Source organism: Tropicimonas marinistellae (assembly GCF_001509585.1).
Classification (GTDB): domain Bacteria; phylum Pseudomonadota; class Alphaproteobacteria; order Rhodobacterales; family Rhodobacteraceae; genus Tropicimonas; species Tropicimonas marinistellae.
The window spans coordinates 117,158-143,635 of sequence record NZ_LNCI01000007.1 but is presented as its reverse complement, the minus strand read 5'-3'; the positions used below and the strand labels follow the sequence as shown (position 1 = coordinate 143,635).

The 26,478-nt window shown below is 61.3% G+C and carries 27 protein-coding genes and 1 pseudogene; 17 read left to right on the top strand and 11 right to left on the bottom strand.

Annotation, left to right across the window (positions count from 1 at the left end; genetic code table 11):
- Nucleotides 1-12: 12 nt before the first annotated feature.
- On the top strand, nucleotides 13-1,416 hold the full coding sequence (locus ARC39_RS15900) for an MFS transporter (RefSeq protein ID WP_068115824.1): 1,404 nt from the start codon (nucleotides 13-15) through the stop codon (nucleotides 1,414-1,416).
- A 6-nt stretch (nucleotides 1,417-1,422) separates the two neighbouring features.
- Here ARC39_RS15900 and ARC39_RS15895 read toward each other — a convergent pair whose 3' ends face one another.
- Both ARC39_RS15895 and ARC39_RS15890 read right to left on the bottom strand, forming a co-directional pair.
- Nucleotides 1,423-2,352: a dihydrodipicolinate synthase family protein gene (locus ARC39_RS15895; protein ID WP_068115823.1), complete on the bottom strand. Its 930-nt coding sequence runs from the start codon at nucleotides 2,350-2,352 to the stop codon at nucleotides 1,423-1,425.
- A 65-nt stretch (nucleotides 2,353-2,417) separates the two neighbouring features.
- On the bottom strand, nucleotides 2,418-3,395 hold the full coding sequence (locus ARC39_RS15890; RefSeq protein WP_068115822.1) for an ABC transporter substrate-binding protein: 978 nt from the start codon (nucleotides 3,393-3,395) through the stop codon (nucleotides 2,418-2,420).
- Nucleotides 3,396-3,565: 170 nt separating this feature from the next.
- Between ARC39_RS15890 and ARC39_RS15885 the strand changes: the two genes are divergently transcribed.
- Complete coding sequence (locus ARC39_RS15885) at nucleotides 3,566-4,777, top strand: M20 aminoacylase family protein (protein ID WP_068115821.1); 1,212 nt, start codon at nucleotides 3,566-3,568, stop codon at nucleotides 4,775-4,777.
- A gap of 50 nt (nucleotides 4,778-4,827) precedes the next feature.
- Here the strand turns inward: ARC39_RS15885 and ARC39_RS15880 are convergent, their stop codons facing one another.
- Together ARC39_RS15880 and ARC39_RS15875 are read right to left on the bottom strand one after the other, a co-directional pair.
- Nucleotides 4,828-5,595: an ABC transporter permease gene (locus tag ARC39_RS15880; protein ID WP_068115820.1), complete on the bottom strand. Its 768-nt coding sequence runs from the start codon at nucleotides 5,593-5,595 to the stop codon at nucleotides 4,828-4,830.
- Nucleotides 5,592-6,422 (bottom strand): ABC transporter ATP-binding protein, encoded by an 831-nt coding sequence (locus ARC39_RS15875; protein ID WP_068115819.1) that lies wholly within the window; start codon nucleotides 6,420-6,422, stop codon nucleotides 5,592-5,594. The genes ARC39_RS15880 and ARC39_RS15875 overlap by 4 nt, the downstream gene beginning before the upstream one ends.
- A 303-nt stretch (nucleotides 6,423-6,725) precedes the next feature.
- Here ARC39_RS15875 and ARC39_RS15870 point away from each other — a divergent pair, with 303 nt between their 5' ends.
- Together ARC39_RS15870 and ARC39_RS15865 are read left to right on the top strand one after the other, a co-directional pair.
- Complete coding sequence (locus ARC39_RS15870; RefSeq protein WP_068115818.1) at nucleotides 6,726-7,400, top strand: SDR family oxidoreductase; 675 nt, start codon at nucleotides 6,726-6,728, stop codon at nucleotides 7,398-7,400.
- Between the two features lie 25 nt (nucleotides 7,401-7,425).
- A complete protein-coding gene (locus ARC39_RS15865) occupies nucleotides 7,426-8,109 on the top strand; it encodes an SDR family oxidoreductase (RefSeq protein ID WP_068115817.1) in 684 nt (227 codons plus the stop codon).
- Between the two features lie 55 nt (nucleotides 8,110-8,164).
- Here ARC39_RS15865 and ARC39_RS15860 read toward each other — a convergent pair whose 3' ends face one another.
- Complete coding sequence (locus ARC39_RS15860) at nucleotides 8,165-8,506, bottom strand: hypothetical protein (protein ID WP_068115816.1); 342 nt, start codon at nucleotides 8,504-8,506, stop codon at nucleotides 8,165-8,167.
- Nucleotides 8,507-8,816: 310 nt separating this feature from the next.
- On the opposite strand from ARC39_RS15860, the gene ARC39_RS15855 reads away from it, so the two are divergent.
- The 6 genes from ARC39_RS15855 (at nucleotide 8,817) to ARC39_RS15830 (ending at nucleotide 14,016) form a co-directional block, all read left to right on the top strand.
- Nucleotides 8,817-9,905 carry a tyrosine-type recombinase/integrase gene (locus ARC39_RS15855; protein WP_068115815.1) on the top strand — a complete coding sequence of 363 codons (1,089 nt, stop codon included), beginning with the start codon at nucleotides 8,817-8,819 and terminating at the stop codon, nucleotides 9,903-9,905.
- Between the two features lie 5 nt (nucleotides 9,906-9,910).
- Complete coding sequence (locus ARC39_RS15850; protein WP_068115814.1) at nucleotides 9,911-10,573, top strand: hypothetical protein; 663 nt, start codon at nucleotides 9,911-9,913, stop codon at nucleotides 10,571-10,573.
- Between the two features lie 123 nt (nucleotides 10,574-10,696).
- Nucleotides 10,697-10,921 (top strand): helix-turn-helix domain-containing protein, encoded by a 225-nt coding sequence (locus ARC39_RS15845; protein ID WP_068115813.1) that lies wholly within the window; start codon nucleotides 10,697-10,699, stop codon nucleotides 10,919-10,921.
- Complete coding sequence (locus ARC39_RS15840) at nucleotides 10,914-11,105, top strand: helix-turn-helix domain-containing protein (protein WP_068115812.1); 192 nt, start codon at nucleotides 10,914-10,916, stop codon at nucleotides 11,103-11,105. Before ARC39_RS15845 ends, ARC39_RS15840 begins: the two co-directional genes overlap by 8 nt.
- Nucleotides 11,106-11,272: 167 nt before the next feature.
- Complete coding sequence (locus ARC39_RS15835; protein ID WP_068115811.1) at nucleotides 11,273-12,973, top strand: tyrosine-type recombinase/integrase; 1,701 nt, start codon at nucleotides 11,273-11,275, stop codon at nucleotides 12,971-12,973.
- Nucleotides 12,970-14,016 (top strand): tyrosine-type recombinase/integrase, encoded by a 1,047-nt coding sequence (locus ARC39_RS15830; RefSeq protein ID WP_068115810.1) that lies wholly within the window; start codon nucleotides 12,970-12,972, stop codon nucleotides 14,014-14,016. Before ARC39_RS15835 ends, ARC39_RS15830 begins: the two co-directional genes overlap by 4 nt.
- Before the next feature lie 552 nt (nucleotides 14,017-14,568).
- On the opposite strand, the gene ARC39_RS15825 is transcribed toward ARC39_RS15830, so the two are convergent.
- The gene (locus ARC39_RS15825; RefSeq protein ID WP_161470978.1) at nucleotides 14,569-15,510 is read right to left on the bottom strand and encodes an AraC family transcriptional regulator; all 942 of its coding nucleotides are present in this window, start codon (nucleotides 15,508-15,510) and stop codon (nucleotides 14,569-14,571) included.
- Between the two features lie 176 nt (nucleotides 15,511-15,686).
- Here ARC39_RS15825 and ARC39_RS15820 point away from each other — a divergent pair, with 176 nt between their 5' ends.
- The 5 genes from ARC39_RS15820 to ARC39_RS15800 all read left to right on the top strand — a co-directional run bounded on the left by ARC39_RS15820 (nucleotide 15,687) and on the right by ARC39_RS15800 (nucleotide 20,165).
- Nucleotides 15,687-17,027 (top strand): metal-dependent hydrolase family protein, encoded by a 1,341-nt coding sequence (locus tag ARC39_RS15820; protein WP_068115808.1) that lies wholly within the window; start codon nucleotides 15,687-15,689, stop codon nucleotides 17,025-17,027.
- Between the two features lie 67 nt (nucleotides 17,028-17,094).
- Nucleotides 17,095-18,486: a metal-dependent hydrolase family protein gene (locus ARC39_RS15815; RefSeq protein WP_068115807.1), complete on the top strand. Its 1,392-nt coding sequence runs from the start codon at nucleotides 17,095-17,097 to the stop codon at nucleotides 18,484-18,486.
- Nucleotides 18,487-18,554: 68 nt separating this feature from the next.
- Nucleotides 18,555-18,953, top strand: coding sequence for a hypothetical protein (locus ARC39_RS15810; RefSeq protein ID WP_068115806.1), 399 nt, complete (start codon nucleotides 18,555-18,557; stop codon nucleotides 18,951-18,953).
- A gap of 41 nt (nucleotides 18,954-18,994) precedes the next feature.
- Nucleotides 18,995-19,738 carry a DUF3299 domain-containing protein gene (locus tag ARC39_RS15805; protein ID WP_068115805.1) on the top strand — a complete coding sequence of 248 codons (744 nt, stop codon included), beginning with the start codon at nucleotides 18,995-18,997 and terminating at the stop codon, nucleotides 19,736-19,738.
- 55 nt (nucleotides 19,739-19,793) lie between these two features.
- Entirely contained in the window at nucleotides 19,794-20,165 is a 372-nt protein-coding gene (locus ARC39_RS15800; protein ID WP_068115804.1) for a DoxX family protein, read from the top strand.
- Between the two features lie 234 nt (nucleotides 20,166-20,399).
- Here the strand turns inward: ARC39_RS15800 and ARC39_RS15795 are convergent, their stop codons facing one another.
- From ARC39_RS15795 to ARC39_RS15785, 3 genes are all read right to left on the bottom strand, one after another.
- Complete coding sequence (locus ARC39_RS15795; protein WP_068115803.1) at nucleotides 20,400-21,869, bottom strand: mannitol dehydrogenase family protein; 1,470 nt, start codon at nucleotides 21,867-21,869, stop codon at nucleotides 20,400-20,402.
- A gap of 81 nt (nucleotides 21,870-21,950) precedes the next feature.
- Nucleotides 21,951-22,679, bottom strand: a complete 729-nt coding sequence (locus tag ARC39_RS15790; RefSeq protein ID WP_068115802.1) for an SDR family oxidoreductase — start codon at nucleotides 22,677-22,679, stop codon at nucleotides 21,951-21,953.
- Nucleotides 22,680-22,722: 43 nt separating this feature from the next.
- The gene (locus ARC39_RS15785) at nucleotides 22,723-23,454 is read right to left on the bottom strand and encodes an SDR family oxidoreductase (RefSeq protein WP_068115801.1); all 732 of its coding nucleotides are present in this window, start codon (nucleotides 23,452-23,454) and stop codon (nucleotides 22,723-22,725) included.
- Nucleotides 23,455-23,633: 179 nt separating this feature from the next.
- Here ARC39_RS15785 and ARC39_RS15780 point away from each other — a divergent pair, with 179 nt between their 5' ends.
- Entirely contained in the window at nucleotides 23,634-24,827 is a 1,194-nt protein-coding gene (locus tag ARC39_RS15780) for an ROK family transcriptional regulator (RefSeq protein ID WP_068115800.1), read from the top strand.
- On the opposite strand, the gene ARC39_RS25355 is transcribed toward ARC39_RS15780, so the two are convergent.
- Nucleotides 24,797-25,210, bottom strand: coding sequence for a transposase (locus ARC39_RS25355; protein WP_078059297.1), 414 nt, complete (start codon nucleotides 25,208-25,210; stop codon nucleotides 24,797-24,799). The genes ARC39_RS15780 and ARC39_RS25355 overlap by 31 nt on opposite strands.
- Before the next feature lie 119 nt (nucleotides 25,211-25,329).
- On the opposite strand from ARC39_RS25355, the pseudogene ARC39_RS15770 reads away from it, so the two are divergent.
- Nucleotides 25,330-25,574, top strand: a pseudogene (locus ARC39_RS15770) (IS6 family transposase); the annotation flags it as partial.
- Nucleotides 25,575-25,653: 79 nt separating this feature from the next.
- On the opposite strand, the gene ARC39_RS15765 reads toward ARC39_RS15770, so the two are convergent.
- Nucleotides 25,654-26,478: an ATP-binding cassette domain-containing protein gene (locus tag ARC39_RS15765; RefSeq protein WP_068115798.1), complete on the bottom strand. Its 825-nt coding sequence runs from the start codon at nucleotides 26,476-26,478 to the stop codon at nucleotides 25,654-25,656.

Sequence of the window (26,478 nt, the reverse complement as noted above, 5' to 3'; positions counted from 1 at the left end):
CCTGGCACCTTGATGGACGATCCCACCCCGGCGGCACCTCAGCGCCGCCGCCTGATGTTGGTCGCGGCGCTGCTCGCGCTCTTCCTCGCCGCCCTCGAACAGACGATCATAGGCCCGGTCATGGGAGACATCGCGGCGGACCTGGGCGGTGGGCGGTTGCTGCCGTGGGTCGCCACGGGCTACCTGATGGCGGCGACAACGACGGCGCCGATCCTCGGTGCGCTGGCCGACATTAACGGACGCCGGCGAGCGCTGCTGATCGCTGTAGGCCTTTTCGTCGCGGGGTCCGTTGCCGCGGCACTGGCCCGCGATCTTGCGGTACTGGTCGCGGCACGGGCATTGCAGGGCGCCGGGGCAGGGGGGCTGATCGCGCTGCCCTTTGTCGTGGTGGCCGATCTTGTGCCGATGCGGAAGCGCGCCTTGTTCGCTGCCGGCATCTCGACGATCTACGCCGTGTCGTCGATCCTCGGTCCGGTCGCGGGGGGTATTCTGGCCGATCGCCTGCACTGGAGCGCGGTGTTCTGGTTGAACCTGCCGCTTGGCGGGCTCGTCGCGGCGATGATCCTGACGGCGGACAGAACTGGTGCCGCGCGACGAACGCGAAGGGTCGATGTTCTCGGAGCCGCGCTGTTGTCGCTGGCGACGTTCGCGACGATCCTTGCTCTCGACACCGCGACAGGCGAGGCCGCGAACACGGCCGCCACGCCGGCCTTGCTCGCGGCGGCGGTGCTGTTCTGGGTGAGCTTCGGGTACCGGATGACGCGCGCCGCAGATCCGCTTGTGCCGGTGGGCGTGTTGACCGAGCGGACGATCCTCCTGAACGCGGTCGCACTGTTCTGCGCACAGGGCACAAACATCGGTCTGGCGATTTACCTGCCGCTCTATTGGCGCTCTGAGTTCGGCCTGTCGGCGACCGATGCCGGTCTTGCAATCCTCGGCTTTCTTGGTGGTGTGATGCTGGGCCCGTATCTTCCGCCGCGGCTGCTGCTGCGCGTCCCGCGATATCGCCCGATCCTGCTAGCAGGCGCGAGCATCGCGCTGGTCGGCTCCTTTGCGCTGGCCGCGGTCATCCGCGGCGGCGGCAGTTTCGTGATGCTCGAAGCGACCTCGTTTTCACTTGGGATCGGCGTCGGCATCCTCTACCCGATCTTCCTGCTCGCGGTACAGAACGCCGCCCGGCCCGAGAGCATGGGGGCGGCCCTTGGTGTGATGGGTTTCATGCGGGGGATGGGCGCGACGGTGGGCGCATCTGCCGCTGGGCTTGCCGCGGTGGCCGCCGGCCTCGACGGAAACGGAGGAGCCGGCTGGCCGGCCTGGACGCTGGTGGTGCCGGCGATCCTGATGATGATAGTCGCATTGGCGGCCTGTATCCGGATGCCCGACCGGGAGCTCGATGGCTACTCCAGCCGGGCGTGATGCGTATCAGGCGGAAAGCTCTGCGAGACGTGCTTCCTGCCGGCGGATGATGGTCTCGACCTCCTTAACCGCTGCCGGAGCGAGCGGCGCGCCTGGGGAGCGGATCTTCGACGAGGCAATGATGCCGCGCGAATGGAACACGTACTTGCGCACGGCAAGCCCGACGCCCGGTTGCTGCTCGTAGCGCACCAGCGGCATGTAGGCGTCAAAAACGTCCCGCGCGTACTCGGTCTCGCCCGCGGTCATCAGCTTGCAGACCGCGGCCATCATCTGCGGGAAGCAGAATCCGGTCATCGCGCCATCGGCGCCGCGGGCCATCTCTTCGGGTAGGAACATGCCCCCATTGCCGCATAGGATCGCCGTCCGGCGGCGCCCCTCGGCCTCGGCCGCGCGCAGCGCGGATATCTTGGCCAGCCCCGGCCAGTCCTCGTGCTTTAGCATGACGATGGAGGGATGCGCCTCGAATATTCGGCCGAGCGTGGGAATCGAGATCGGAACTTTCGTCGACAGGGGAAAGTCCTGCAACACCAGAGGGACGTCGGTTCCAATGGCGTCGACGACATTGGCGTAATAGGCCTCGATCGTTTCATTTGTGGTGAGCGTCGAGGGCGGCGCGACCATCACGCCAGCGGCGCCCAGGTCCATAACCGCCTTGGTCAACTCAGAGATCGCGGCGAGCCCGGACGCCGAAACCCCAACGACCACCGGCAGGTCGGGGGCGCGGGCGATCACCCGCTCCACGAAAGCCCGGGCTTCGGGCTGCGTGAGCTTGGGTGCCTCGCCCATCATGCCAAGGATCGTCAGCCCGCTCGCGCCCTCCTGAGCGTAGAAATCGGTCAAGCGGTCGGTGCTGTCGAGGTCGAGTGATCCGTCCTCGGCAAATGGGGTGGCCGAGATGGTGAAGACACCATTGGAGCGGGCAGTGATGAGCGGCATGGAGACTCCGTATCTTGAACGCCAGCGGCGCGTTCGGCAATGTCGCGCGCCGCTGGCGGGGGGGCTTATTCTGCGGGAACGTAGACCACGTCTTCGGGCGTCAGCTCCGTCGACAACGGCGTTACCTTGTCGACGATCGCGATGTTGTGCGCGACCCGGTCGATATCGAAGGCATAACCGTTCGCTTCGAACACGGGGTTGTCGAAAGCGAAGCCAAAGGAGAACGGCACCATGTCGGTCTGCGTGTCGCGCTGCATCCCCTCGACCCCGGCGACGATTGCGTCTACGGCCGCGGCCGGGTCCGCGCGGGCTTCGTCGTAGGTGCATTCGATTGCCGCCTTGAACCGGTTCACGAGGTCCGGGTTCTCGGCGATCATCGCGTCGGACGTGAAAATCGAAGCGTTGTAGATGTCGAGCGCGCTACCGTAGTGGATGCCCCGCACCTCCATTCCGGACTTGGCAGCGATGGCGTCGATCCGCTTGACCGAGGTGATGTAGCTGGCCAGCGCGTCGACCCGCTTCTGCAGCAGCAGCCCCGTCAGCGCCGAGCCTTCGGCCGTGATGATCTCGACCTTGGACATGTCGCCTCCCACGACCTCCATCCCAAGCGGAAGGAATGCCATCGCGGCGTTACCGACCGACGAGGCGATGGAATGGCCCTCAAGATCCTTCAGCTCACCGATGTCGCTGTCGGCCATCACGGCGATCGCCATGGGTGACTGTGCAACGATGGGCATGATCGCCTTCACCGGCGCACCGCTTTCGGCGATCGAGCCGATGATTACGCCGAGATCGGTCACCGAGAAATCGGCGACACCGGTCGCAACCTTCGTCACCGCGTCCGCCGCGCCGTAGCCGCGCGAGATGGTGACGTCGATGTCCTGATCGGTAAAGCATCCCTTCTCGACGCCGAGGTAATAGGCGGCCGAGATGCCGCCCGGTGTCCAGTCGAGCTGGAAATCCACCTCGTCGGTAGCACCTGCGATCTGGGCAGTGGCGCCTATCGCGAGGCCGCAGAGTGCGCTCGTCGTGAGAAGTCTCATGAATCCGTCTCTCCTGTTGTCGAAAACCGCGTCGCAAACACTTGTGTGGCGATGGCATACCAGTAGAGTGCCAACGGTGTATCGTCCACTGAAGGACGCCCCCGCGCGGTGCGTTCCAGACGAACGGCACAAAAAAAGTGCACCCGCGACAGTCCCGAAAGGAGAACGGTATGGATTTGGACAAGGTTAGGAAAACCCTTCGAAGTCAGGAGGCGGAGATGACATCCCTGCGCCACGACATCCACATGCATCCGGAAACGAGTTACGAGGAGTTTCGGACCTCGCAACTTGTGCAGGACAAACTGACGGAGTGGGGTATCCCGTTCGAGGCGGGTCTGGGCGTCACCGGCGTCGTCGCCTCGATCCGGGGCAATCGGCCCGGGAACCGCGCCATCGGGTTCCGGGGCGATATGGACGCGCTCAACATGACCGAGGGCAACACCTTCGCCCATGCCTCGAAGATTTCCGGCAAGATGCACGGCTGCGGCCATGACGGGCATACCGTGATGTTGCTCTATGCCGCCCGCTACCTCGCCGAGAACCCGGACTTCGGCGGCACCGTGCATTGCATCTTCCAACCCGCTGAGGAGGGCGGCGCCGGCGCGCAAGCGATGATCGACGATGGGCTGTTCGAGCGATTCCCCTGCGACGCGGTCTATTCGCTTCACAACAAGCCGGGTATCCCGGTCGGCAAGTTTGTCACCCGTGTCGGGCCGCAACTCGCTGCGGTCGACCACTGGGTGATCGGGTTGCACGGCACCGGCGGCCACGGCGGTTCGCCCGAGAAGGGGACCGATCCGACGGTGCCGCTGGCGCACACGATCCTCGGTATCCACGCGATCACCTCCCGCAATGTTTCGGCTCAGGATTCGGCAGTGCTGTCGATCGGTATGATCGAAGCGGGTTCGGCCAATAACGTGATCCCCTCTGACATCCGCATTCATGGCACGTCGCGTATCCACGACCCGGCAGTGCAGGACGAGATTGAAAAGCGCCTGAAGGAGGTGGCCGAGGGCGCCGCGGCAATGTCGGGATGCACCGCCAGCATCGACTATCAGCGCGGCTATCCCGCACTGGTGAACACGCTGGCCGAACGGGACAAGGCTGTCGCTGCCGCCTCGGCGCTGGTGGGTACGGAGAATGTCGATCCGGACAACCCGCCGATCAACGCCGCCGACGATTTTGCCTTCATGCTGCTCAAGCGGCCGGGGTGCAATGTGATGATGGGCAATGGCGATGACCCGAAGTGGACGAGCAACCATCGGCCCGACTACGACTTCAACGATGAGGCATTGTGCCACGGCGCGGCTTACTGGATTTCGCTTACGGACCAGGAGCTGAACTCGCCCGAAGCCGGTAGCGACAGGGGCGAAGCCGCCTGAGCGGGCCATAGCCCTGGGCGCGAACCTGCGTCCGGGGCGCGCGGATCCTGTTATTTGCCGGGATCGTTCCTCAACGACCAGGAAAACAGAAGCCGGTGGATCCAGTTGACCGACTCGTAGAGGATCACCGACACAACCGCGAGCATGACCACGCAGGCCATCGCGGTCGGAATGGCGAACTGTGCGGTTGACGAGGTCACGAGGAACCCAAGCCCGCGGTTCGCATTTACGAACTCGGCCACAACGGCGCCGATCACTGCTACCGTCACGCCGATCCGGAGCCCGCCGAAGATGAACGGCACCGCGTGCGGCAGGCGGATGGTTAGGATTTCAGTCACCGGAGCAGCCCCGGCGACGCGGGACAGGTCCAACATCTCGTGCGGTGTGTCCATGATGCCGGTCGCCGTGGCCACCATGATCGGGAAGAACGCCGTCAGCGTCACGATGATCAGCCGCGTCGTCTCATCCGTGCCGAAGATCACCACGAGTATCGGCGCGATGGAGATAATCGGGATCGCGTTCAGGAAGACGATCAGCGGATAGATCGCCTCGGAAGTCAGCCGGTTGACCGAAACCAGCACGCCCAATGGAATACCGACCGCGCAGGAAAGCGCAAAGCCCAGAAGGATCGTCTTCAGCGTCACGGCCGTGTTGGTGAGCAGCGTCATGCCCAACTTTGCGCCGCCCGCCCAGATCGCGCTCGGCGAGGGCAGGAGGTAGACAGGGATGTCCAGCGAGACGCTGATTGCCTCCCACAGGCCGAGGAACAAGGCGAATGCGAGGATCGGTAAAACGATCTTGCGGGCAGAGGGGCTCATGCGCGGCTCCTTGCGTTCGGTCCGAAAATGTCGTCTCGGATCCGGCCGGCGTAGTGATGAAAGGCAGGATGTGCCGGGGTCTCGTGCGAGCGTGGCGTCGGGATGTCGATGGAGATCAACTCCTGAAGCCGCCCCGGCCGGGTCGACATGACCGCCACACGATCCGACAGCAGGACCGCCTCGTTGATCGAATGGGTCACCAGCAGGATCGTCTTGCCGGTGGAGGCATGGATGTCGAGAAGGTCGAGTTGCAGGTCTTCGCGCGTGAGCGCGTCGAGCGCGCCGAAGGGTTCGTCCATGAGCAATATCTTCGGATCGAGGATCAGCGACCTAGCGATCGACGCGCGCTGCTGCATGCCACCCGATAGCTCGTGTGGCATTCGCGCTCCCATGTCGCCCAGGCCCACCACTTCAAGCAGTTCCTGTGCGCGGCTGCGGTCGGCCGCGGTCGTCCGCCGCAAGGCGCGCACGGGGTAGAGCACGTTTTTCAGCACCGACAGCCACGGCAGCAGCGTCGGCCGCTGGAAAACGATGGCCACCTCGGAAAACCCCCGCCGCTGCCTGCCACCGCCGATCCAGATGTCGCCAGTCGTCGGCTGCTGTAGCCCGGCCAGCATCCGCAGGACTGTGGACTTGCCGCAGCCCGACGGTCCAACGAGCGAGACGATTTCACCATCTTGGATACGAAGGTTGAAATCCTCGACGGCCACGAGCGCGTCGCCCGTCCGGCTCTGGAACGTCACCCCCGCGTGGGCGAGTTCGATCAGCGTCTGTGTCTTGCCCGAGTGGGAGGGGCGCGCGGATTTTAGCTGGGATACCGTTGCCATTGATTGTCCGGATCATTGTCAGTCTGAAAAGGGCTGTGACCCCGCAAACCTGCGATGACACGGTATGGCATACCAGCTGTACACCGACTCGATTGGCATCGCAGCCCGTTTTCGGGGCACAACGGTCCACATTCGTACCAAACTGCTGCGCGATTGTGCGTTTCCGCGACGAAGGCGGCTCAGTGTCACCGGCCTTTCTTGTTCTTTGGTATGACATTGGAATACCAATGACACACCATGTGTGGATTGCTGCCGAATCAGCCGTCGGCATGTGGAATGACGCAACACGATGAAAGGCACCGGATGGCTACCATCCTCATTTCGGGCGCGAACCGGGGTATCGGTCTGGAACTCGCACGACAGTTCGCCGATGACGGCTGGCAGGTTATCGGCACCGCGCGTCGTCCCGAGGCGGCCGACGCCCTTCGCGCCACCGGCGCCGAGGTTCTGCCGCTCGAAGCGACAGATCCCGATTCGATCGCAGCCCTGGTCGCTGCGTTGAACGGAAGGCCAATTGACGTTCTGATCGCCAACGCCGGCATTGCCATCAACCTCGAAGCGAAACCCTCCGAGGTCACGAAGGAAGAATTCCTGCAGGTCGTCGGCACCAACACTTATGCGCCGCTGGCACTGGCAACGGCGTTGAAGCCAAACCTTCTGGCCGGCGAAAAGCGCATCGCCACGGCGATGTCGAGCCTGATGAGTTCAATCCAGGCGAACGACTGGGGTACGCAGTACAGCTATCGCGCCTCGAAGACCGGGTTGAACGCCATCTGGCGTGCGCTGACGCTGGAGTGGGAGCCCGAAGGCCTGACCTGCGTGCTTCTGCGGCCCGGCTTTGTTGCGACGGATATGACCGGGGGGCAGGGTTTGGCCGTCGAGGAAAGCGTCGCCGGCATGAAACGCGTGGTCGAGGGGCTGACACCAGCGGATGCAGGCCGGATCATTGGCTACGACGGGCTGGACGTCCCATGGTGATCATTCTCGTGAAAGGAATGCCCCAATGCCTACCGTTCTGATCACCGGCGCCAACCGTGGCATCGGGCTGGAATTCGCTCGTCAATATGCGGCGGATGGCTGGGAAGTGCTTGCTGCCAACCGGACGCCATTCAAGCCGATGGACATCGTCGAACTTGGTCCAGGCGCACGAGAGCTACGCTACGACGGGCTGAACGAAGCATCCGTCGCCGATGTCGCGACCCGGCTCAGGGGGCACGCGATCGACGTGGCGATCATGAATGCTGGTATTGACGACGGCAAGGAGCTTGCACCGGAAGAGATTGATGAAGCCCACTGGCAGCGGATGATGTTGACGAATACCTGGGCGCCGTTCCGTCTTGCCACGCTGATCGAGGAGAATCTCAAGGCCGGCGAGAAGAAGACGCTTGTCGAGATTTCGAGCCTCGCGGCGTCCAATGGCACCTACGCCGGCAAACGCCACTTCACCTATCGCGCCTCGAAAGCGGCGTTGAACCAGCTGTGGCGGTCGTTGGCGATGGAGTGGAAACCGTGGGGCTGCATCTGCCTAGCGCTCCGTCCCGGGAGGGAGCAGACGCGCATGTTGGACAATGCAGGAGGCCCCACACCCGAGGAGTCGGTGTCGGCGATGCGGCAGGTTGTGGAGAACGCGACGTCGGAGCAAAGCGGAATGCACATCAATTACGACGGTACATCTGTGCCGTGGTAGACCCGCTGATACGATAATGCCCGCGGTGAGGCCGAGGCCCATCGCTGCGCCCAATTCACGGCAACGAGATAGTGCTTTCGGTGAAGGTCTTTGGGACGCGGATTTCCGCGGGTGTCCAGGCATACGTGCAGGTGATGCGCGGCGGCCGTACGTCGGGAAGTCTCGACCCTCGGGCGATGCGAGCGGTGTGGCGCACGGCATTTTCGCCACCGGGGCCTGCGGACACCGCCAGGGCAAAAGCCCGACCGCAAATCCGCTCGAGATGGGGATAGTAGAACCGGTCGAACCCGTTCATCGCGCCGGGGGTCGCGGCAAGATACTCCGACGCACGGAAAAGGTACGCACCGGCGTCCAGCAGAATCGTAGCGGCGCCCGTTTCGTCGACCACCTGCCGCATCTGTTCGCCACTTCGAGCGGCAAGGGTAAGTTCGTGGTCAGCGGACGGTGCGCAAGCGACCGCTGCCGAGAGCCCATCACCCCGAAGGAAGCCTCAGCCAACGCTTGACCCCAGAACGGTCATGAAATAGGTGGTACTTTGCTGAGCGGGCGTTGTGTAGTGGTAAGACCTTAGCCTTCCAAGCAAGAGTTGTACTTTTCCGCAGCTTTCCTGTCCGTTCCAATCCTTTCATTTTGAATGGTTTAATCTTTCCTGTCGGTTCCGGTAGGTGTATGCTTTTTCCTGCCAATACAGACAAAAAGCCGACAAAATGCCCAAGCTCACCGAGACCCTCGCCCGCAAGCTGCCGCCTGCAAAATCCGGCACCGAGAAGCACTGGGACAACGAGGTGAAGGGCCTCGTTCTGTTCGTCGGAAAGCGATCGAAGACCTGGTACTTCCAGAAGGACGTCGGTGGCCAGACGCGGCGCGTTCTAATTGGTCGGTACCCTGTGATCTCGGCGCAGGCCGCACGTCAGACCGCGCTGGGCTTCGCGTTGGAGTGGGGCAGGGGTGCCGGCAAGAAGGTTCAGATCGGAGCGCCGACACTTGAACAGGCGATGGAGGCCTACCTCGCCCGACCCAAGTTGCGATCCGAGGCGCACAGGTCCGGGTTACGGCAGCAGTTCGAAAACCACCTCAAGGACTGGATGCGCCTTCCGTTGGACGAGATTTCGAAGTCCCAGGTCGTAGACCGACATCGGTCATTGGTGGCCACGCCATCCACAGCAAATCACACGTTGAAGTATTTTCGCACAGTCTGGAACCATGCCCGTCGGACTTATGACCTGCCCGAATGCCCGACCATGGCAATCGAGTGGCATCCCGAGGAGCCGAAGGGCGAGATCATTGAGGATCTGAAAGCCTGGCAATCCACGATCGACGATCTCTTCAACCCGATCCACACGGTCTTCTATGAGCTTCTCCTCTTCACCGGGCTTCGCAAGACTGAGGCGCTGACGTTGGAGTGGACGAACGTCCACGAGGATCGCATCCACCTGCCGATGACCAAGAACGGCCGCAGCTTTGATCTTCCGATCCTGCAGCTGCACCATGAGATTCTTGCGCCGGTTCGAGGCCTTCATCGCAAGTGGGTCTTCCCCTCGCCAAAGGGACCGGACGGACGTATCACCACCCCGACGCGGATGAAATGGAGCCCGCATGCCCATCGGCGCACGTTTGCGACGGTGGCAATGGAGGCCGGTGTGCTCGAGGAGATCGTTGGTCGGTTGCTCAACCACACGCCCCTGTCGATCGCGGGGCAGAGGTATACCAAGCCCTCGCTTGAGGCACTGCGACCGGCGATGGAGAAAGTATGTGAAGAGTTGATGTCCAGGACTGGTCGGGAGTCTCCGAATTGAGAGTAATGTCAATTGATGCGTCGGATGCGCAACCCGATCGCAATGTGGCGGTTCTCGTCTCCCGCATGGTTTACCCTGACGACGATGTCGAAGCGGCCCAGGTTCAGGCGACGATGGCAATAGAAGCAGAACGCCGTCGCCGGGATCCCGGTGCGGCTCAAGGCCAGATCATGGCAGTCGTGGAGAAGAAGTTACTGAGCCACAAAACGCTCGGACGCATGGCCGGCGACGTCGCGCTAAAGATGATCCACGACTATGCTCGTCAGCGTCGCACAAGTTTGGAATTCGCGTCATCCTTCGTGTCGAAATTCTACGCGGCTTCAGAGACCAAGGGCGAGAGGTATCCCGCCGACGTAACTCGGCTTCAGAAAGAATTCAGATATTTAAAGAATAGTATCCACTACTGGGCCAGTTGGCAGATTTGCCAGGAAACCGACGACTTCGACTTCGTCAGGCACCCCGCTCATCTTGAACTCCTGCTGCTCCACTCGGGACTCCTACAGATCGCGGTTTCAAAGTCGGCCGTGTTCGGGGATTGGGATCCCTGGTTCGTACCCCGCTACGTTGTTCAGCGAATACGTGATGAGCGGCATCAGCTCGAAATTCCCGAAGAAACGGATTTTGAGCGCTCGTTTGTAGGTGAATACCGAAACAAGCTGGGCCGGTAGGCGCCGACCCGACTGCACCATTCCTAGTGCTGGGCAAGAGGGGGAATTATTTATTCCCCCGATGCACTACGGGCGGAAAATACCGGAACTACTTGGGCACGCCCTGAAAGGAGGGGGCGTGCCATGAAACCAAACGAAAATCACAACCCGACCTGGCCGGAGATCATGCGGCCCACGGTCGCTGCGGACTACCTCTCGATCTCCGTGTCCAAGCTGGCCAAACTCCGGATGCGCGACGCGACGGAGAACGGCCCACCTTTCGTCCGGCTCGGCGGAATAATCCTCTATCGGCGCGCCGACCTCGACACCTGGCTCGAGCAGCATAAAGAAGGTCATTGCCATGGGTAATTCGGCCAAGCAGCTCGGCTGCCTGCTGACCTTGGAGCAGGCCGCAGAGATTCTGAACTGCTCGCTGAAGACCGTACAACGCCGGATCGAGAGCGGCGATCTTCCGGTTATCCGTGACGGTCGGCTGGTCCGGGTACACCCGGACGATCTCGATCGCTTCATTCGCCTTCGGCGGGAGGGATGACCGGATATGTCCCTCAATGTCTTGTTATGGCGCATCTTTCAGCAATGTCGGGAGAACGTCCCTCTCAGTCTGAGCGGGAGACATTGTGCTACGATTTCCCGAGTCGCGTGGATTGTCCGCCCCTGTCTTCCCGTGACCGCCAATGACCTGAACAGGAGGTCCCGAGCATGAAAGATACCATCACCATTCCCGATGAGCACGTCTTCATCGCGTCTCCGCGGATCACGCTTGCCGACGTTGCCGACACCTGTAGCACCACATTGTGTGGGTCTGCGTTGCGGGACACGCGCTCGGCCTTCCGGTTTCTCAGAGACACCCTCGACATTGATCTGAGCGCGACCCTCGCCTGCCCGAAGGACGTGCGCCGGATTTTCGAAGCTACGTCGCCTGCTGCGGCTGGCGTGAGCGCCAAGCGGATGGCGAATGTCCGGTCGTTGGTGGTGCGGGCGGTCTCCGAGCATGGCATGCGCAAACGGCAGGTGACACAAGACATCCCATTCGCGCCGGAATGGGCCGAGCTGCTCGATGCAATCGAGGATCGAATGCATCGGTGGGGGCTGCATCGGCTGGCGGCCTATTGCACGGTCAAGGGGATCGCCCCCGAGCACGTCTGCCCGGAGACGCTCATCGGCTTTGAGGCGGCGCTCGACCGCAAGGAAATACCGAAGAACCCACGCAATCTACGCAAGCACACAATCGCGCTCTGGAACATGTGCATGAAACGCGTGGAGGGCTGGCCCCAGACCCGCCTAGAAGCGCCGAACAAGGCGGAGGTGTTCATGTATCCGCTCGACGCCTTTCCGGAGGGGTTCCAGACCGAGGTTGCGGCCTGGGAGGCACGCATGACGTCGCCGGATCCGCTCGATCCATCGGCACCGCTCCGTGCCATGCGCCCGACGACCCTCGAAGGCTACCGGTTTACCTTCCGTCGGCTTGGCAGCGCCCTGGTCCGGTCCGGAAGGGTCCGGATCGGGGATGTCACGGGGATCGACGTCCTGCTTGATCCCGAGAACTTCAAGATCGCCCTGAAGCCGTTCTTGCCGGGTGATCACGTCCGAACCAAAGACTATGCGCACAAGATGGCGGTACAGATGCGAAACGTCGGTCGCCATTTTCTGGGCCTGTCGGATGAGGTATTGGCGCCGATCGATACGATCGTTGCCAGATTAAGGCCTGAGGCCGGGCATGGGATGGGAGATCGCAACCGCCAGCGCCTGCAGCAGTTTGACGACGACGCGGTGGTGCGCCGATTGATCGGCTTTCCCGAGGAAGAACTCGCCCGCGCGCTCAGATTGAAGAGCCCGGTTCGTCGGGCCAAAGGTGTCGAACGCGCGCTCGCGATCTCGCTGCTCGTCTTTACCGGGATACGGGTGAAGAACCTCCGGTCGCTGGACCTGGACCAGCATGTGCAGCGCCGGGGAACGCGGGTGTTCCTGTCCCTGACCGAAGACGACACCAAGACCCGTTCCCGTCTCGATCTCGAACTGCCACCGGCCACGATCCGCCTGCTGGATCTGTTTGTGGCGGAACATCGTGATCTTTTGCTCGGCTCCGACGGAAGGTATCTCTTTCCGGGTGCGACTGGTGGTGCGCGCAGCTACTCGGCCATGCGGGACGCAGTCGGCAAACCGCTGCGGAAACACGCGGGGATCGAAATCTCGCCGCATCTCTATCGTCACGTCATCGCCAAGATCGTCGCCGAACGGGCACCGGAGCAGCTTCAAAACGTGAGCCGGATGCTGGGCCACAAGTCTATCAATACGACCTACCAATCCTATCTTGGGACCGAAGGGCCAGCCGCGAGCCGAAAGGTCAATGCGCTTCTCACGCAAGCCGCGGGCGTGACACCTCCGAAGGTCGGCACATGACGCGCGCACGCAATTCCCTGCCGTACGCGGACTGGCCAGACACAGACCGCGCCGCTTGGGAGGATCTGTTTGTGGAAGGCGATCTGTTGGACGGGCAGGGGCCTGCGGTCCATTGGTCTGTGGCCACGCGCAAGACCAATCGAATGCACTACGGCCGCTGGCTTGGTTGGTTGGAACGGACCAATCAGCTCGATCCGAGTGCTACTCCGGCCGAACGGATCTCGCCGGAACGCGCAAAAGCTTTTGCACGCGACCTGATGTCCGAGGTTTCGGCGAGAACCGTTGCCTCCTCCGTCATCGGCTTGAAATGCGTGTTGCGCCGAATGGATCCGGACCACGACTGGCAGTGGCTGAAGGACCTGACCAACCGGCTGGACGTATGGGCAGACGAACGAACGCCGGAGCCGGCGGTCTACCCATCAGCAGGAGAATTGTTCCGGCTCGCGGTGCTGGAATTGGGCCGGTTAACCTCCCAGGTAGAGGCGACCCGCCGTGGCAACATCCACTACCGCGACACGCTGATCGTCGCGCTGCTCATAGCCTGCCCGATCCGAGCTCGCAACCTGCACATGATACGGCTTGGCACGCATCTGGTTTATGCCGGTACCGACCGGGTCCTGTCCTTCGAGCCCGAGGAAACCAAGACCCGGCAGGCATTGAAGCTGCTTGTCCCCGAAACGCTTCACGAGCCATTGGAGCATTACATCCACCGGGTCCGCCCACACATACGGCACGAACCGTCGGCAGACTATCTCTGGCTCACGACCACAGGAAATCAGCTGTCCAGGCATTCTCTCTACCTGCGGGTTCAAAAGAGATCCGAGCAGCTCTTCGGCGTGCCGCTCACTCCGCATTGCTTCCGAAAGATTGCCGCGACCTTCCTTTCCGAATCCTCGGTCTCTGATGCATTGCACGCGCGTCCCTTGCTCGGCCACAGTCAGACAACAACAACAGAACGCCACTACATTCGCGCGTCGCAACTCGAGGCCAGCGGAAAGATCGGACGGTTGTTGCAGGGCATCTCCCGTGACGGTCGGACGTGAGCGTGATCCGTCTCCATCCGGTTGCGTAGCCCCTTGCTCGGTTGTTACCCAGTCCACCCCAAAAACATCTCGAAGCCGACAACTATCGGGGGGCATCCGATGCTGGCCGCTGCACGCGCCAAGTGGCAGTCAGATCTGGGCGTGCCGCTCACGCGGAATCTGCTACCATGAAGCGTTAACGCCAGCGGCCATTGAGTGTCTCCTGCACAACTTTCCGACGCATATGTCAGATTCCCATACCGGGCTCAGCGCCTGCTCCGCGTCAGGCCGCCTCGCACCAGAAGGACCCGGAGTGGACTCCGGACCTGATGTTCGGATCCTGCCTCCTCCCACATCGCTATCCCCACGCACGCGTAGTAGGTGCGGCCAGGTATCGAGTCCGAATTTCCGACCTTTCTGACTTATGATGAAAACGCTCGGATGACCGATTTACGAACGAAAGCGACCGTCCATGCCAATTGCAGCATTCCGTAGGAAGGGCGGTGAACGGGAGTTCGCTGCACTAGGCACCAATGTCCGGTATGAGGAAAACAGACAATCGCTCCCGGTTTTTCACCCCCTGTAGGTGCCAGGCGTTTGACCCGTCCACCGCTTGAATACCCGGGAAAACGACGAGGGATCCGGGTAGCCGACCAGTTCTCCGACCTGAGGGTATCCGAGCCGATGGTCCTTCAGGAGGGCCTTGGCTCGTTCGGCGCGACGATGATCCAGTTCCGCCTTGTAGCTGGTTCCATGTTCCGTGAGCACGGATTTGATGCGGCGGGTCTTCAAGCCGGCGACCTTCGAGAAATTCTCCAGCGAGAGAGACGGTTTGTGCAGGTGGAGGTCCAGCAGTCTGCGGAAATCCGAGAGAAACGCCTCGGGCGTGGACGGACGCTCAGGAGCCGACTGTCGGGGCGCTCCCCCGATGTGCAGCAGGAGCCAGTGCGCGGGAAACTCGAAACGTGCCCCGCGCGAGTCACCGCGACGCACGGCGAGCCCGGGCGCGAAGGTCTTCGGTATCGCTGCAGGGTCGGAGACGCGTATCGTCAGATCGGACGGTTTCCATTCCCCGCCACAAGCCTCGCGGATCAATCGGCACATGAAGCCCGCAAAATACCCGTCGACCTGCCGCGGGCGGCGGGCTGGTTTGAACTGACGTTCGGAACTCAGGACGGCCCGGCTGCCGTTGATACGCAATTCGTAGGTCGCGAGTGAAGTGATCTGGGCTGCATCGACGATCAGCTTTGTCAGGACTTCGCCAAGCGCCGTATCGGTCAGGGTGACGGTTCGGAAATTAGGGTGGCTGTAGATCGCATCCTCCGAGCCGATCCTGAACCCGAAATGCGGGTCGCTCGTCACTTCCGCCGTGCGTTCGGCCAGGTTGTACCAATCCTGTCCCAGCATAGGCGCAGAGCCTTCCTGAACATCGGCCAGGGACAATCCTGTTCCATGCAGCGCATCATCCGCTGTAATGCCCTTGCCGAGCAGTGCTGTCAGAAAGGGTTGTGCCATGGCGCTGGAAACCACGGGAAGATAGGTCCGGGAAGCGTTCTTTCTTGGCATGGTTCCCCGGGGAGCATGTGCAAAACGGTGCAATTATTCGACCCTGTTTGGCCGTAATGTCAATGACACATTCGCGCAAACCGCTACATTCACTAATCCAAAAAAGCCCCTCAAAGGTTGATGGCATGAAGAAAACACTCGCGTTCGCGCTCTCCCTAAGCATCGCCACGGCGGCTACGGCACAAGAGGATAGCTTTCCGATCCTGTTCACCAATGTGCATGTCTTTGATGGTGTGAACGAACAGAGGATCGAGAATGCCAATGTGCTGGTGGTGGACAACCTGATTGCGGAAGTTTCCAGCGAGCCGCTCGCGGCTGCCAACGCAAGGATCATCGACGGCGGCGGGCGCACCCTGATGCCGGGCCTGATCGACGCCCATGTGCACATGGCGGTGACCGAACCCGTTGCCGACCTGCGGGACAATTACGACTGGATGTACTGGGGCGCCGTCTCCACCATCGAGGCCGAGAAGATGCTGCTGCGTGGCTTCACAACTGTCCGCGATGCCGGCGGGCCGGCTATCGGGCTTCAGAAGGCGATTGATCGGGGCAAGGCCGTTGGACCGCGGATCTATCCCTCCGGACCGGTGATTTCGCAGACCTCGGGACATGGCGAGCACCGGGTCTACAATGAGCCGCATCCGAATTTTGAAGGGGCGCAGCCTTCCTTCTTCAACCAGCACCTCGAGTTCCTGGCCGATGGCGTGCCGGAGGTTCTGCGCGCGACGCGGGAGGCGCTGCGCCTTGGCGCGACGCAGATCAAGGTCATGGCCGGTGGGGGCGTGTCTTCTACCGTCGATCCGCTCCATACCGTGCAATATCTGCCCGAGGAGCTGGAAGCCGCAGTCAAAGCTGCCGAAGACTGGGGAACCTATGTCCTGGTCCACGTCTACAACGACGACTCGATCCTGAGATCGATCGACGCCGGTGTCATCAGCATCGAGCACGCCCAGCTGATGACGGAGGTCTCGGCACAGGCGATCAAGGATGCCGATGTCTGGGTTGTGCCGTTCTATTCCCTTCTGGGCATTGACGCGGAAACCGTTGCCAAGGCGCTCGGCCCGCTCTCGGCACCCAAGTTTCTCGAAGTGCAGGCGGGCGCGCGCAACCAGATGCGGATGCTGAAGGAATACGAGATCGAGAAGGTCGCGTTTTCGACCGACATCATCGGCGACCCTGTTGCGCTCACGAAGCAGAACGACGAGTTCAAGTATCGGCTCGAGGTCTGGACGTCGCACGAGATCCTTCAACAGGCGACTTCGAAGTCAGCCGAGCTTCTGGCGCTCTCCGGCAAGCTCAACCCCTATACCGCCGGCCCCCTCGGCGTGATCGAGCCGGGCGCCTATGCGGACCTTCTGCTGGTCGAGGGCAACCCGGTCGAGGATGTGGAACTGCTCGTCGATTATGAAGCCAACATCGACCTGATCATGAAGGACGGCGTGATCTACAAGAGCACGCTGGACTGAGTGGGGGCGGGGCGAACGTACCTCGACGTCCCGCGCATCATATTTGCTTCGGTAAGGAGGAAGACCGATGGCCTATGACTGGCAACTCTCCGTGGCGGCTGTCGTCGCCACTCTAACTGCAAGCTTCGCCAACGCGCAGGATGCCGTTCCACAGACGCTGATCACCAATGTCCACGTCTTTGACGGTGTGGGCGAGGCGCGTATCGAGAATGCAAGCGTTCTTGTCGAAGGCAACCTCATCAAGGAAGTCTCGACCGAAGCCATCGACGCGCCGGGTGCTACGGTGGTTGACGGCGGCGGGCGCACGCTGATGCCCGGCCTGATCGACAGCCACACGCACCTGTATGCCACCGGTGTGTTTCAGACATTTGCTGGCTTGCAGGCGGCGAAATGGGACCAGATCGGCGCCGTCGCTGCCGAGAATGCGCGCGACTATCTCTACGATGGCTACACGACCGTGCGGGATACCGGCGGAATGGGTTCAGGTCTGAAGGATCTGATCGACCAGGGCACTGTTGAAGGCCCGCGGATTTATGCAGCCGGTGCAGCCATCGGTCCGTCTTCCGGCCATGGAGATTGGCGCAACCCGGTACAGCGCACCTTTAACATGGGGTCCAATGACGTCGGCAACACGCTCAACCTGTCCTATGTCGCCGACGGGGTTGAAGAGGTGCGCAAGGCGTCACGACTGAACTTCGCCCACGGCGCGCATTTCCTCAAGCTCATGGCTGGGGGAGGCGTTTCTTCCGAGCTCGACCCGCTTTGGTCGGTCGCCTACCGGGTGGACGAGATCGCGGCAGCGGTCGAGGCGGCGTCGTTCTTCGATACCTATACGACCGTTCATGCCTACACGGACGAGACCGTGAACATGGCGCTGGATGCGGGTGTAAAGTCCATCGAGCACGGTCAGATGGTCACCGAGGAAACGGTGAAGCGCATTGCCGATGAAGGGATATTCTGGGCGATCAACGTGGCGGGGATGGACCCGCAACTTCTGAGCCACCCGAACTACGCCCAACCGACGGTAAAACCGAAGCTCGAAGCCTATCTCGACGGGTCCGAGAACCTCGTGGACTACGTGAAGAAATACAAGCCGAAGATCGTGCACAACGTGGACACCGTTCTCTCGACAATCGGCTTCGGTCGGGCGCATCGGGATTTTGAGAAGTTCTACTTCGCCGAACTCTTCGGGAACCACGCTTTCCTTGTCGCGGCAACGTCCACCGGAGGCGAACTTGCGCAACTGACCGGAAAGCGGAACCCCTATCCGAACAAGCTCGGGCTGATCGAGGCGGGAGCTTATGCCGACATCCTGATCGTGGACGGAAACCCGCTTGAAGACCTCTCGGTGCTGGGTGCCAATCCAGAATGGTTCGACGCTGCCCCCAGAGACCGCGGATTTGAGACCATCCGGCTCATTATGAAAGATGGTGTCGTTTACAAGAACACGCTCGAGTGAGTGTCGCGCGGGGCGATCCTCCCTCGGTGCCCCGCGCATTTTCCCAAGCTGGGTCAAGGGAGAGACCTATGGTGAAAGCGTCCATTTGTGTGGGTGTCGCAACCTCGCTTTGCGCGTTTGCCGTTGCCGCGGAAGAGACCGCAAGTCGCTACTATCTCGGCATTGGCGAGCCTGACCCTGACGCCTGGCAGATCATGATCGAAAATCCGACCGACCGTGAGAAGGACATGGGGCGCGCCATCGAGACGATTGGCGGCGAGATGATCAGCTACTTCTGGGGGCTGGCGGATGGAAAGAACTATATCACGGTCCGATTGCCGGACGATCCGGGCATGGTTCAGGCGATGTATGTGTCACGCCTGAGCCAGGGGGTTCTGAAGGACTATACCTTCATTGAACTCATGACGAGCGCCGACATGGTTGATGCCCTGAAACGTGTACCGGACTTCACCACGCCGGTCGAATAACCCGCCCGCGCAACGTACCGACCGAACACTGAGAGCCTGACATGCGTCCCTTCATTGCCTCCCTGATACTCATCGCCGGCGTCAACCCGCTCCTTGCAGAAATGGTGCCGATCGATTGGTCCGATCTCATCGACCAGAGCGCACAGTCCTACGACGATCCGTTTCTCGACCTCAGCATCGAGCAAATCGATGACCTGCGCCAGGTGGTCAAACTCAATGCCGAACTGGCTGGCGAGAATCCCTCACCAGAGGCGGGGGCGCAGCTGGGGGAAATCAAAGCAATTCTGTCCGAGCAAGGGATCGACTCCGATTGGCTTATATCGCAACGTTGGGTCGTGGCCGAGCGGCGGGAGCTGGCGAGGATTGCAGGGAACCAGGCCTATGACGGAAAAACCGTCACGCTTGGCGGCTTTGCCATCCCGGCGCCGCCGACCGAGGACGGCACGTCCACGGCCTATCTTGTTCCGGAACGCGGCATGTGCAGCCACGTCCCACCGCCCCCACCGAACCAGATGGTGCGCCTGCAACTCGCCGACGGTTGGACACCGCCCATGATCCACGAACCAGTCGTTGTAACCGGCCGGATGCACATTGATCCGTCCGAACGGCAGATGATTGTGGTGGATGGTTTCATCCAGATGAAAGCGACTTTCTCGATGGATGTTGCCGAGGTTCAGACCTTCGGCCAGCCTGCCGGAACAGAGGCTCCTGCAACCCACGATTGGGCGAAGAACCTTGTAGACGGTATTCGGCCCGGCGCTACACCCGAGACAGCCAGCCAATGAAAGTTGACCTTGCGGCACTCGAACCATCAGGTACGCCGGAACAGGGGGACCAGACTTGAACGTTACAATAATCGCAGTTGGTCTGCTTTCCGTCTTCTTCCTGTTTGCGTCCTCGATCAAGATCGCCGGGTGGCAGAAGACTATCTTCGAAACTCAGCTCGAGATGTTCAGAAACTACGGGCTGAATCGCCAGATCATGGCCGTCGTTGGTATAGTCGAACTGTTCGGCGCCATCGCAATCTGGTTTCAGGGCTCGCCTTTGGGGACCCTTGGCGCTCTCGCGATCCTCGGCACGTCCACCGGCGCGATCTTCTTTCACCTCCTCTACGACACCTGGAAGGATGGCGTGCCGGCCATGATTACCTGGGCGCTCTCCGCCTTTGTCGCCTGGCAGGGACGAGATGCCTTGCTCTCAAATATCTCCTGAGTCCAGACGCAATCGTTCGTTTTATCCGGCACAAACGAAGCTGCCCTTCGTGCTGAGTTTACCAAACGGCAGCACTGGGCCGCAAACTGCTGTCCATGCCAGTTGCCGCAATAGGCAGAAAGGGCGGAGAACAGACTTTCTCTGCAGGTGCGCGCGATCCATGCCTCAAATTTGAAAGCCGATGCTTAAGCGACCACAAAACTCGGCCATCGACGGCCTGCAGGGACGGACTACCTATCCCTCAGCATAGGCGCGCAAAGTCGCTCGGACGCCCTCGCTCTGCAGCTGGTCGACCCAATGAGAAAAAGCCGCTGCGAAGCGCTCGTTCTCGCCGAGTCGGCTAAAAACTTCGTGGTTGCCGATGAAGTCCTGCGGGTTAGCGCCGGAGTGTTCTGCGCGTCGCTTGAGATCGGCCGCCCGGGGATCTTCGACATTGATCGAATGTCCCGTTTCGTCGTGACCTTGGCAATACCGGCACCACAGCGCCAGCTCCAAGGCAATCCCGCCGATGGACCCGCCGTCGACCAGCGCATCCTGCAGAGTGGGCAGGATAAATTTTGGCTGCCGCTCCGAGCCGTCCCTGGTCAAGCGCGGGATGGTGTCGCCGATCATCGGATTCGCGAACCGGCTGAGCACCTTCTCCAGATACTCGGTATAATCCACGCCGGACAAAGGTTTCAGCGTCGGGATCGCATCCCGCGATTGCATCGCGCGCAGGAAGCCGACGATGTCTTGATCCGCCATCGCATCATGGACGAAGTGGTGCCCGAGCAAAGCCGCCGGGTAGCAGAGCGAGGCATGGCTTGCGTTGAGAATCCGCAGTTTCATCAACTCGTAGCCGGCGACGTCGTTCACGAATTCGACTCCGACATGTTCCAACGGAGGGCGACCGTTCGGGAAATTGTCTTCGATTACCCATTGACGGAACGGTTCACAGACGACCGGCGCCAGATCGACGATGCCGAACTGGTCTTCGATGATCTTTCGCTCCCGGTCCGAAGTCATCGGCGTGATGCAATCGACCATGCAATTGGGGAAAGCCACGTTTCTTTCGATCCAGTCGGCAAGCTCCGGATCGGAAAGCCGGGCCAAACCGACGACGGTCTGCTTCGTCAGGTGCCCGTTTCCTGGCAGGTTGTCCCCCGAGATCACGGCGAAGGCCGCCGTTCCCGCTGCCCGACGCAGCGCGATGGCCCTGACGATCAGCCCGAATACGGTTACCGGCGCCTCTGGGTTTTTAGCATCGGCTTGAACGGCGAGATCGTCGGTGGCCAGTTGTCCAGTTGCCGAGTCGATGAAGTAACCACCTTCGGTCAACACCAAGGACACGATGCGGATGCGCGGGTCGACCAGTGCGGCTAGGTTGGCCTGCGTATCGACGGGCACGAAATCGATCATCGAGCCGACGACGCGCGCCGAGAGCGCCTCGGGGTCAAGCTCAACGACCGTCGTCAGCCAGTTCTGTTTCTTCAATTTCTCGCGGGTCACCACGCTGCCCGACCGGACCCCGGCCCCGACGATGGCCCAGTCCGGTCCAATGCCTTGGGCAAACAGTCGATCCATATAGACCGCCATGTGGGCACGATGGAAATTCCCCACGCCGAAATGCAGGATGCCCGGCGAGAGGTTCGCGCGGTCATAGGTCGGAACAGCCACCGTTTTTGCAGCGAGGGCCAGATTCTGCTCGTTGATTAAGATCGGCATTCGATTTCTTCGGGCGAAGTTTTGGGTTGAGCTTGCCGTCTATCGGTCGCCGCCTCCGCTTGAAAGCGGCGACCGAAGCCATCAGGCGTCGATGTTGGTCGGCAACACCACGACGTCGTGGATGGTGACATTGCGTGGCCGGCCCAGAATGAACATCACCGCAGCGGCCACTTCGGAAGGTTCGATAATGGCTCCCGCATCCTTTGCTGCCTGCAACCGGTCGGCGGGCCAATCCGCAAGCAGCGCAGAAGCCACCGGCCCGGGCGAAACCTGAGCGACGCGGATGCCGTGCGTGTTCACCTGGCGCCGGGTTGTCTGTGTGAAACAGTTGATCGCCCATTTCGAAGCCGAATAAACCGGCTCATGCTTGATCGCCGACCGTCCTGCGAGCGAGCAAGTCACGACGATGTCACCGCTCCGTCGCTCGATCATATGCGGCAGGACGGCATGCACATTCTTGATGACCGCGTTGACGTTCAGGTTCAACATCCGGTCGATCGTTGCCGCGTCGGTGTCGACCAAGTCGCCGCCGATGTAGGTTCCCGCGTTGGCATAAAGAATATCGATGCGACCGGTCTTCTCGAGGATGTCCGGGGTCATCGCCGCGCAGCTCTCTGCGTCGAGAAGGTCCGTCACCTGAGTGATCGCCTTGCCGCCGAATTTCTCCTCCAGCTTTGCGAGGGCCTCGGCGTCGCGATCGACCAATACCACAGTGGCGCCCGCCTGCATCATCGCCTCAGCCGAGGCCAGGCCAATGCCCGACGCGGCGCCGGTTACCACCGCGATCTTGCCGTCCAGTTCATTTGACATTGTTGTCTCCGTTGCGCTTGTCTGATCAGGTTTGGGGAATGCTTCAGACGGCGGTGAACCCGCCGTCGATCGGCAGCGTTACTCCGGAGATCATCGACGCCCCGTCCGAAAGCAGGAACACGATCGGTGCGGCGCAATCGTCCTCGGTGGCCCAGCGGTGGAGTGGCATGGTCTCGATGAACGGCCCGCCGATCTCGTCGCGGCCCCAGTACCATTCCGACATTGGCGTCATCACCACCGTCGGGTTCACCGCGTTGACGCGAATGTTGAATTTGCCCAGTTCCAGCGCCGAGACCCGCGTCATCGCGTCCACCGCGCCTTTCGACGAGGCATATGAGATGTGACCCGCGAGGCCGACGAGCGAGGCCTGGGACGAGACGTTGACGATAGATCCGCCCTTGCCGGCTTTCACCATGTTCTGTGAGGCATACTTTGTGACCAACAGCGTGCCGCGGGCGTTGATGTCGATCACCTTGTCGAAAACGGCCATATCGGTTTCCATCGGCGTGGCTATCTCGCCCCCCCAACCACCACAATTGACGACGCCAAAAAGCTCAATGCCGTCCAGAGCTTCTTTCACGGCTTCTTCCGATGTGAGATCGAAGGAAAGCGTGCGGCATCCGGTCTCGTCCGCAAGCTTCGACAGCACCTCTTCGTTGCGGCCTGAGGCGATCACGTCCGCGCCTTCGGCAACCAACAACCGTACTGTGGCCGCGCCGATCCCGCCGGACGCGCCGGTGACCAGGATGGGGCGGCCTTTCAGTCCAGTTTCCATGATGAACAGTCCTCCGCTTCACGAGCCGGCCGCGGCGCTGTCTACGGAAGATCGCGTGGCCGACTCGGGTTCCGAACAATTCTAATTTGTTCGTTTGGCAAACAAACATATTGAACTGGAGGTGTCAAGATGATCTGATGGCATGTGAAGGTGCGGGTCTCGAGAGGAAGGTCGTCGTCATGTCAATGCCGCGCGCCGTTCGGCACATCAATGAAACGCGGACACTTGAGGCGCTCAGGCGTAACGGCCCCATGAGCCGGGCCGACATCGCCCGCGAACTCGGCGTCACAAGATCGACCGCGTCTGCCCTGGTCGCTTCGCTGGTCGACATTGGGCTGCTCACCGACGCGCCCGACGGCACAACCGAGCCGGACACTGAAAAGCGAACCGGTCGGCCCGGCACCAGGATCTGCGTGAACGCCGAACACGCATTCTTTTTGGGCATCGAAGTCGGTGTAGGACGCGGTTCCGTCGCGGTGGTTGATCTTTCCGGAAAGGTCAGGGCGACGCGCGAGTATCGCTTTTCCCTTGAGCGAACCACGCCTCAGAAAGTGGCGGAGCTCGTCGCCAAAGACGTTCGCAAGACACTCGCGGAGTTGGGCACTTCCCCGCAACTGCGTGGTGGCATCGCAACCGTTCCGGGCCTCGTCGACTTCGCCGGTCACGTCGTGCGTGCGCCCTACCTCGGTTGGCGAGACGTACCGTTCCTCGATCTGATGCGCGCCGCCTTACCCGAAGTAGAACTGGTGGGCCTCGAGAACGACGCCAACGCCGTTGCCGTCGCCGACATGCAGATGACACCGGGTGCCAGAAAAAACGTGGTCTATCTTCTGCTCGATACTGGTATTGGAGGCTGCGCCGTAGCAGACGGCAAGGTCTTGCGTGGCAACAACGGATATGCCGGAGAACTCGGCCACATTATCATCGGTGACAAGGGTTATTCTTCATCCGAGCGCTCAACCGTCGACGGTTCTCTCGAAAGCTATGTCGGACGGCGCGCGCTGTTCGCCAGACACGACCACTATGGCGGTCGGTCCGAACGGATCTCGGATTTCCTGACTGCCCTCGACGCGGGAGAGAAGGCCGCCGTGGCCACGCTGGATGACTGGACGAAGCAGCTCGGTCGCGGGTTGGCATCCATCGTCAGCGTTCTGAACCCCGAGCAGATCGTCCTCTGCGGCCCGCTCGCTCCCTTGTTCGCGCGCGGCGAAGCATCGGCACGCGCGAGTCTCGGCGCACATCTGCTCGCCGGATCACATGTCCCTCAACTATCTCTCACACATCTCGGGCGCGAGGCTCCGGCGATTGGCGCAGCCCTGCTGCTGCAACACAACCTGTTCGCCTATGACGAGGAACTACTATTCGGCGGGTGATAGGCCGGGCGCGTGAGTGACGAATGACCGGTGTGATTGACCACGTTCGGCGAGTTGGAAACGGCCAGCCTCGAGAATACAGACCGCGCCGACCACGATCCGAATGCCTTGATCGCTGTGACCATCTCTCGGGGCGGTTTCTCCGGCTCCGCCTCACACAAAACCAACGGCGCAAAAAACGGCTCCTCGACCTCCGGCGCCGGAAAAACCAGCTTCCCCTGCTTCGCCAGTCGACGCCATGCCGAGAGCTGGTTCGGAAGAACATCATACCGCTCCGCTACGGCGTTCAATGACGCACCCGGTTCCAGCGTCTCCGCAACAACCTGCGCCTTCACCTCATCCGGCCACCGCCGGTGCCCGGAAGCGTAGATCTCGACGCCCAACGATCTGAGAAACGAATTCTACGCATACATTGTGAAACGCACTCCCCGTCATGAGATGGAAGTGATCTCGCAGCCGACGGTCGAAGCTATAACGCGGGGCTCAGCCGCTGCTTACGCATGAAAAAGGTCAATGGCGGAACGACCGGGCGGAGAATTCGCACCTGCCATTTCTACGACGAGAGAGGGCAATGCAACGCTTGCGGCGAATGCGAAGTTTGCCGCCGTCCACGCCTCGGTCCAAAACCATTTCTATCAGGAGCACCACCTCTACTCACGTCAGGATTTCAAGCTCAACCTCGCCGCCGCTCTCGCCGAGTGGCGCCAAGTCGGCGCGACACAAGAGAAAGCGATCTTGCCCTTGTAGAGACCGGTTCTCATCAGTCTGACAGCCTCCTTTCAGATCAACTATGGGATGGCCCAGCAGGTTTACGCCATTCGAGCCATCAATGGGCAGGCGGCGGCACGTGACCGCCGTGCGTTTCCATATAACCTTCGATGCTAGCTTCGAGGTCTGCCATGGATTCTCCGCCAGCCATGAGATCGGCGATCTCCTCACGGGACTTGTCGCCCTTTCGAAAGTCGGCCGCGATGGCGCCACGGATGAGAACCGCGAAATGATCTCCAACCGCCATGGCATGCATCACCTGGTGGGTGATGAAGATAACTGCTAGCCCCCGTTTCTTCGCCTCGTTGACGATGCGCAACACATGCGCAGCCTGCTTCACACCAAGGGCAGCGGTTGGCTCGTCTAAGATCAGAACACGGGCCCCAAAATACACCGCCCGGGCAATTGCCAAGGACTGGCGTTCGCCGCCCGAAAGGCCGCCCACCAGCCGGTCACCGTCGGTAATCCGGGTAATGCCGAACTTCTGTACTTGCTCCACCGCAATTCTGTTGGCCTTCTTGCGGTCGAAGATCTTGAATGGCCCGAAGCCCTTGGTCGGCTCGACGCCGGCGAAGAAATTGCGCCCGACGGACATTAGCGGGTAGGTGCCGCCGAACTGGTGAACAGTGGCTATGCCCATATCATGGGCTTCGCGGGGATTTTGGAAATTCACCAGCTTGCTGTCCATCAGCATCTCGCCGCGCGTCGGCTGATGGACGCCGGAGAGTGTTTTAATCAGGGTCGACTTGCCGGCGCCGTTGTCGCCCAGAAGGCAGAGAACTTCTCCCTCATGCACCTTGAGCGAGATTTCGTGCAGCACATCGATGGGGCCAAAGCTCTTATCAACATTGCGCATTTCCAGGACAGGTGTGTTTTCAGACAT

Bases quoted from the DNA above. Each gene is read 5' to 3' on its own strand.
- ARC39_RS15860 (WP_068115816.1), bottom strand. From the start codon at position 8,506: ATGCGGCAGGTGGTCGACGAAACGGGCGCCGCTACGATTCTGCTGGAC.
- ARC39_RS15880 (WP_068115820.1), bottom strand. From the start codon at position 5,595: ATGAGCCCCTCTGCCCGCAAGATCGTTTTACCGATCCTCGCATTCGCC.
- ARC39_RS15825 (WP_161470978.1), bottom strand. From the start codon at position 15,510: ATGGCACAACCCTTTCTGACAGCACTGCTCGGCAAGGGCATTACAGCG.
- ARC39_RS15790 (WP_068115802.1), bottom strand. From the start codon at position 22,679: ATGTCAAATGAACTGGACGGCAAGATCGCGGTGGTAACCGGCGCCGCG.
- ARC39_RS15810 (WP_068115806.1), top strand. From the start codon at position 18,555: ATGGTGAAAGCGTCCATTTGTGTGGGTGTCGCAACCTCGCTTTGCGCG.
- ARC39_RS15765 (WP_068115798.1), bottom strand. From the start codon at position 26,478: ATGTCTGAAAACACACCTGTCCTGGAAATGCGCAATGTTGATAAGAGC.
- ARC39_RS15820 (WP_068115808.1), top strand. From the start codon at position 15,687: ATGAAGAAAACACTCGCGTTCGCGCTCTCCCTAAGCATCGCCACGGCG.
- ARC39_RS15900 (WP_068115824.1), top strand. From the start codon at position 13: ATGGACGATCCCACCCCGGCGGCACCTCAGCGCCGCCGCCTGATGTTG.
- ARC39_RS15855 (WP_068115815.1), top strand. From the start codon at position 8,817: ATGCCCAAGCTCACCGAGACCCTCGCCCGCAAGCTGCCGCCTGCAAAA.
- ARC39_RS15885 (WP_068115821.1), top strand. From the start codon at position 3,566: ATGGATTTGGACAAGGTTAGGAAAACCCTTCGAAGTCAGGAGGCGGAG.
- ARC39_RS15895 (WP_068115823.1), bottom strand. From the start codon at position 2,352: ATGCCGCTCATCACTGCCCGCTCCAATGGTGTCTTCACCATCTCGGCC.
- ARC39_RS15875 (WP_068115819.1), bottom strand. From the start codon at position 6,422: ATGGCAACGGTATCCCAGCTAAAATCCGCGCGCCCCTCCCACTCGGGC.
- ARC39_RS15865 (WP_068115817.1), top strand. From the start codon at position 7,426: ATGCCTACCGTTCTGATCACCGGCGCCAACCGTGGCATCGGGCTGGAA.
- ARC39_RS15890 (WP_068115822.1), bottom strand. From the start codon at position 3,395: ATGAGACTTCTCACGACGAGCGCACTCTGCGGCCTCGCGATAGGCGCC.
- ARC39_RS15835 (WP_068115811.1), top strand. From the start codon at position 11,273: ATGAAAGATACCATCACCATTCCCGATGAGCACGTCTTCATCGCGTCT.
- ARC39_RS15795 (WP_068115803.1), bottom strand. From the start codon at position 21,869: ATGCCGATCTTAATCAACGAGCAGAATCTGGCCCTCGCTGCAAAAACG.
- ARC39_RS15850 (WP_068115814.1), top strand. From the start codon at position 9,911: ATGTCAATTGATGCGTCGGATGCGCAACCCGATCGCAATGTGGCGGTT.
- ARC39_RS15780 (WP_068115800.1), top strand. From the start codon at position 23,634: ATGTCAATGCCGCGCGCCGTTCGGCACATCAATGAAACGCGGACACTT.
- ARC39_RS15870 (WP_068115818.1), top strand. From the start codon at position 6,726: ATGGCTACCATCCTCATTTCGGGCGCGAACCGGGGTATCGGTCTGGAA.
- ARC39_RS15805 (WP_068115805.1), top strand. From the start codon at position 18,995: ATGCGTCCCTTCATTGCCTCCCTGATACTCATCGCCGGCGTCAACCCG.
- ARC39_RS15830 (WP_068115810.1), top strand. From the start codon at position 12,970: ATGACGCGCGCACGCAATTCCCTGCCGTACGCGGACTGGCCAGACACA.
- ARC39_RS15840 (WP_068115812.1), top strand. From the start codon at position 10,914: ATGGGTAATTCGGCCAAGCAGCTCGGCTGCCTGCTGACCTTGGAGCAG.
- ARC39_RS15845 (WP_068115813.1), top strand. From the start codon at position 10,697: ATGAAACCAAACGAAAATCACAACCCGACCTGGCCGGAGATCATGCGG.
- ARC39_RS15815 (WP_068115807.1), top strand. From the start codon at position 17,095: ATGGCCTATGACTGGCAACTCTCCGTGGCGGCTGTCGTCGCCACTCTA.
- ARC39_RS15785 (WP_068115801.1), bottom strand. From the start codon at position 23,454: ATGGAAACTGGACTGAAAGGCCGCCCCATCCTGGTCACCGGCGCGTCC.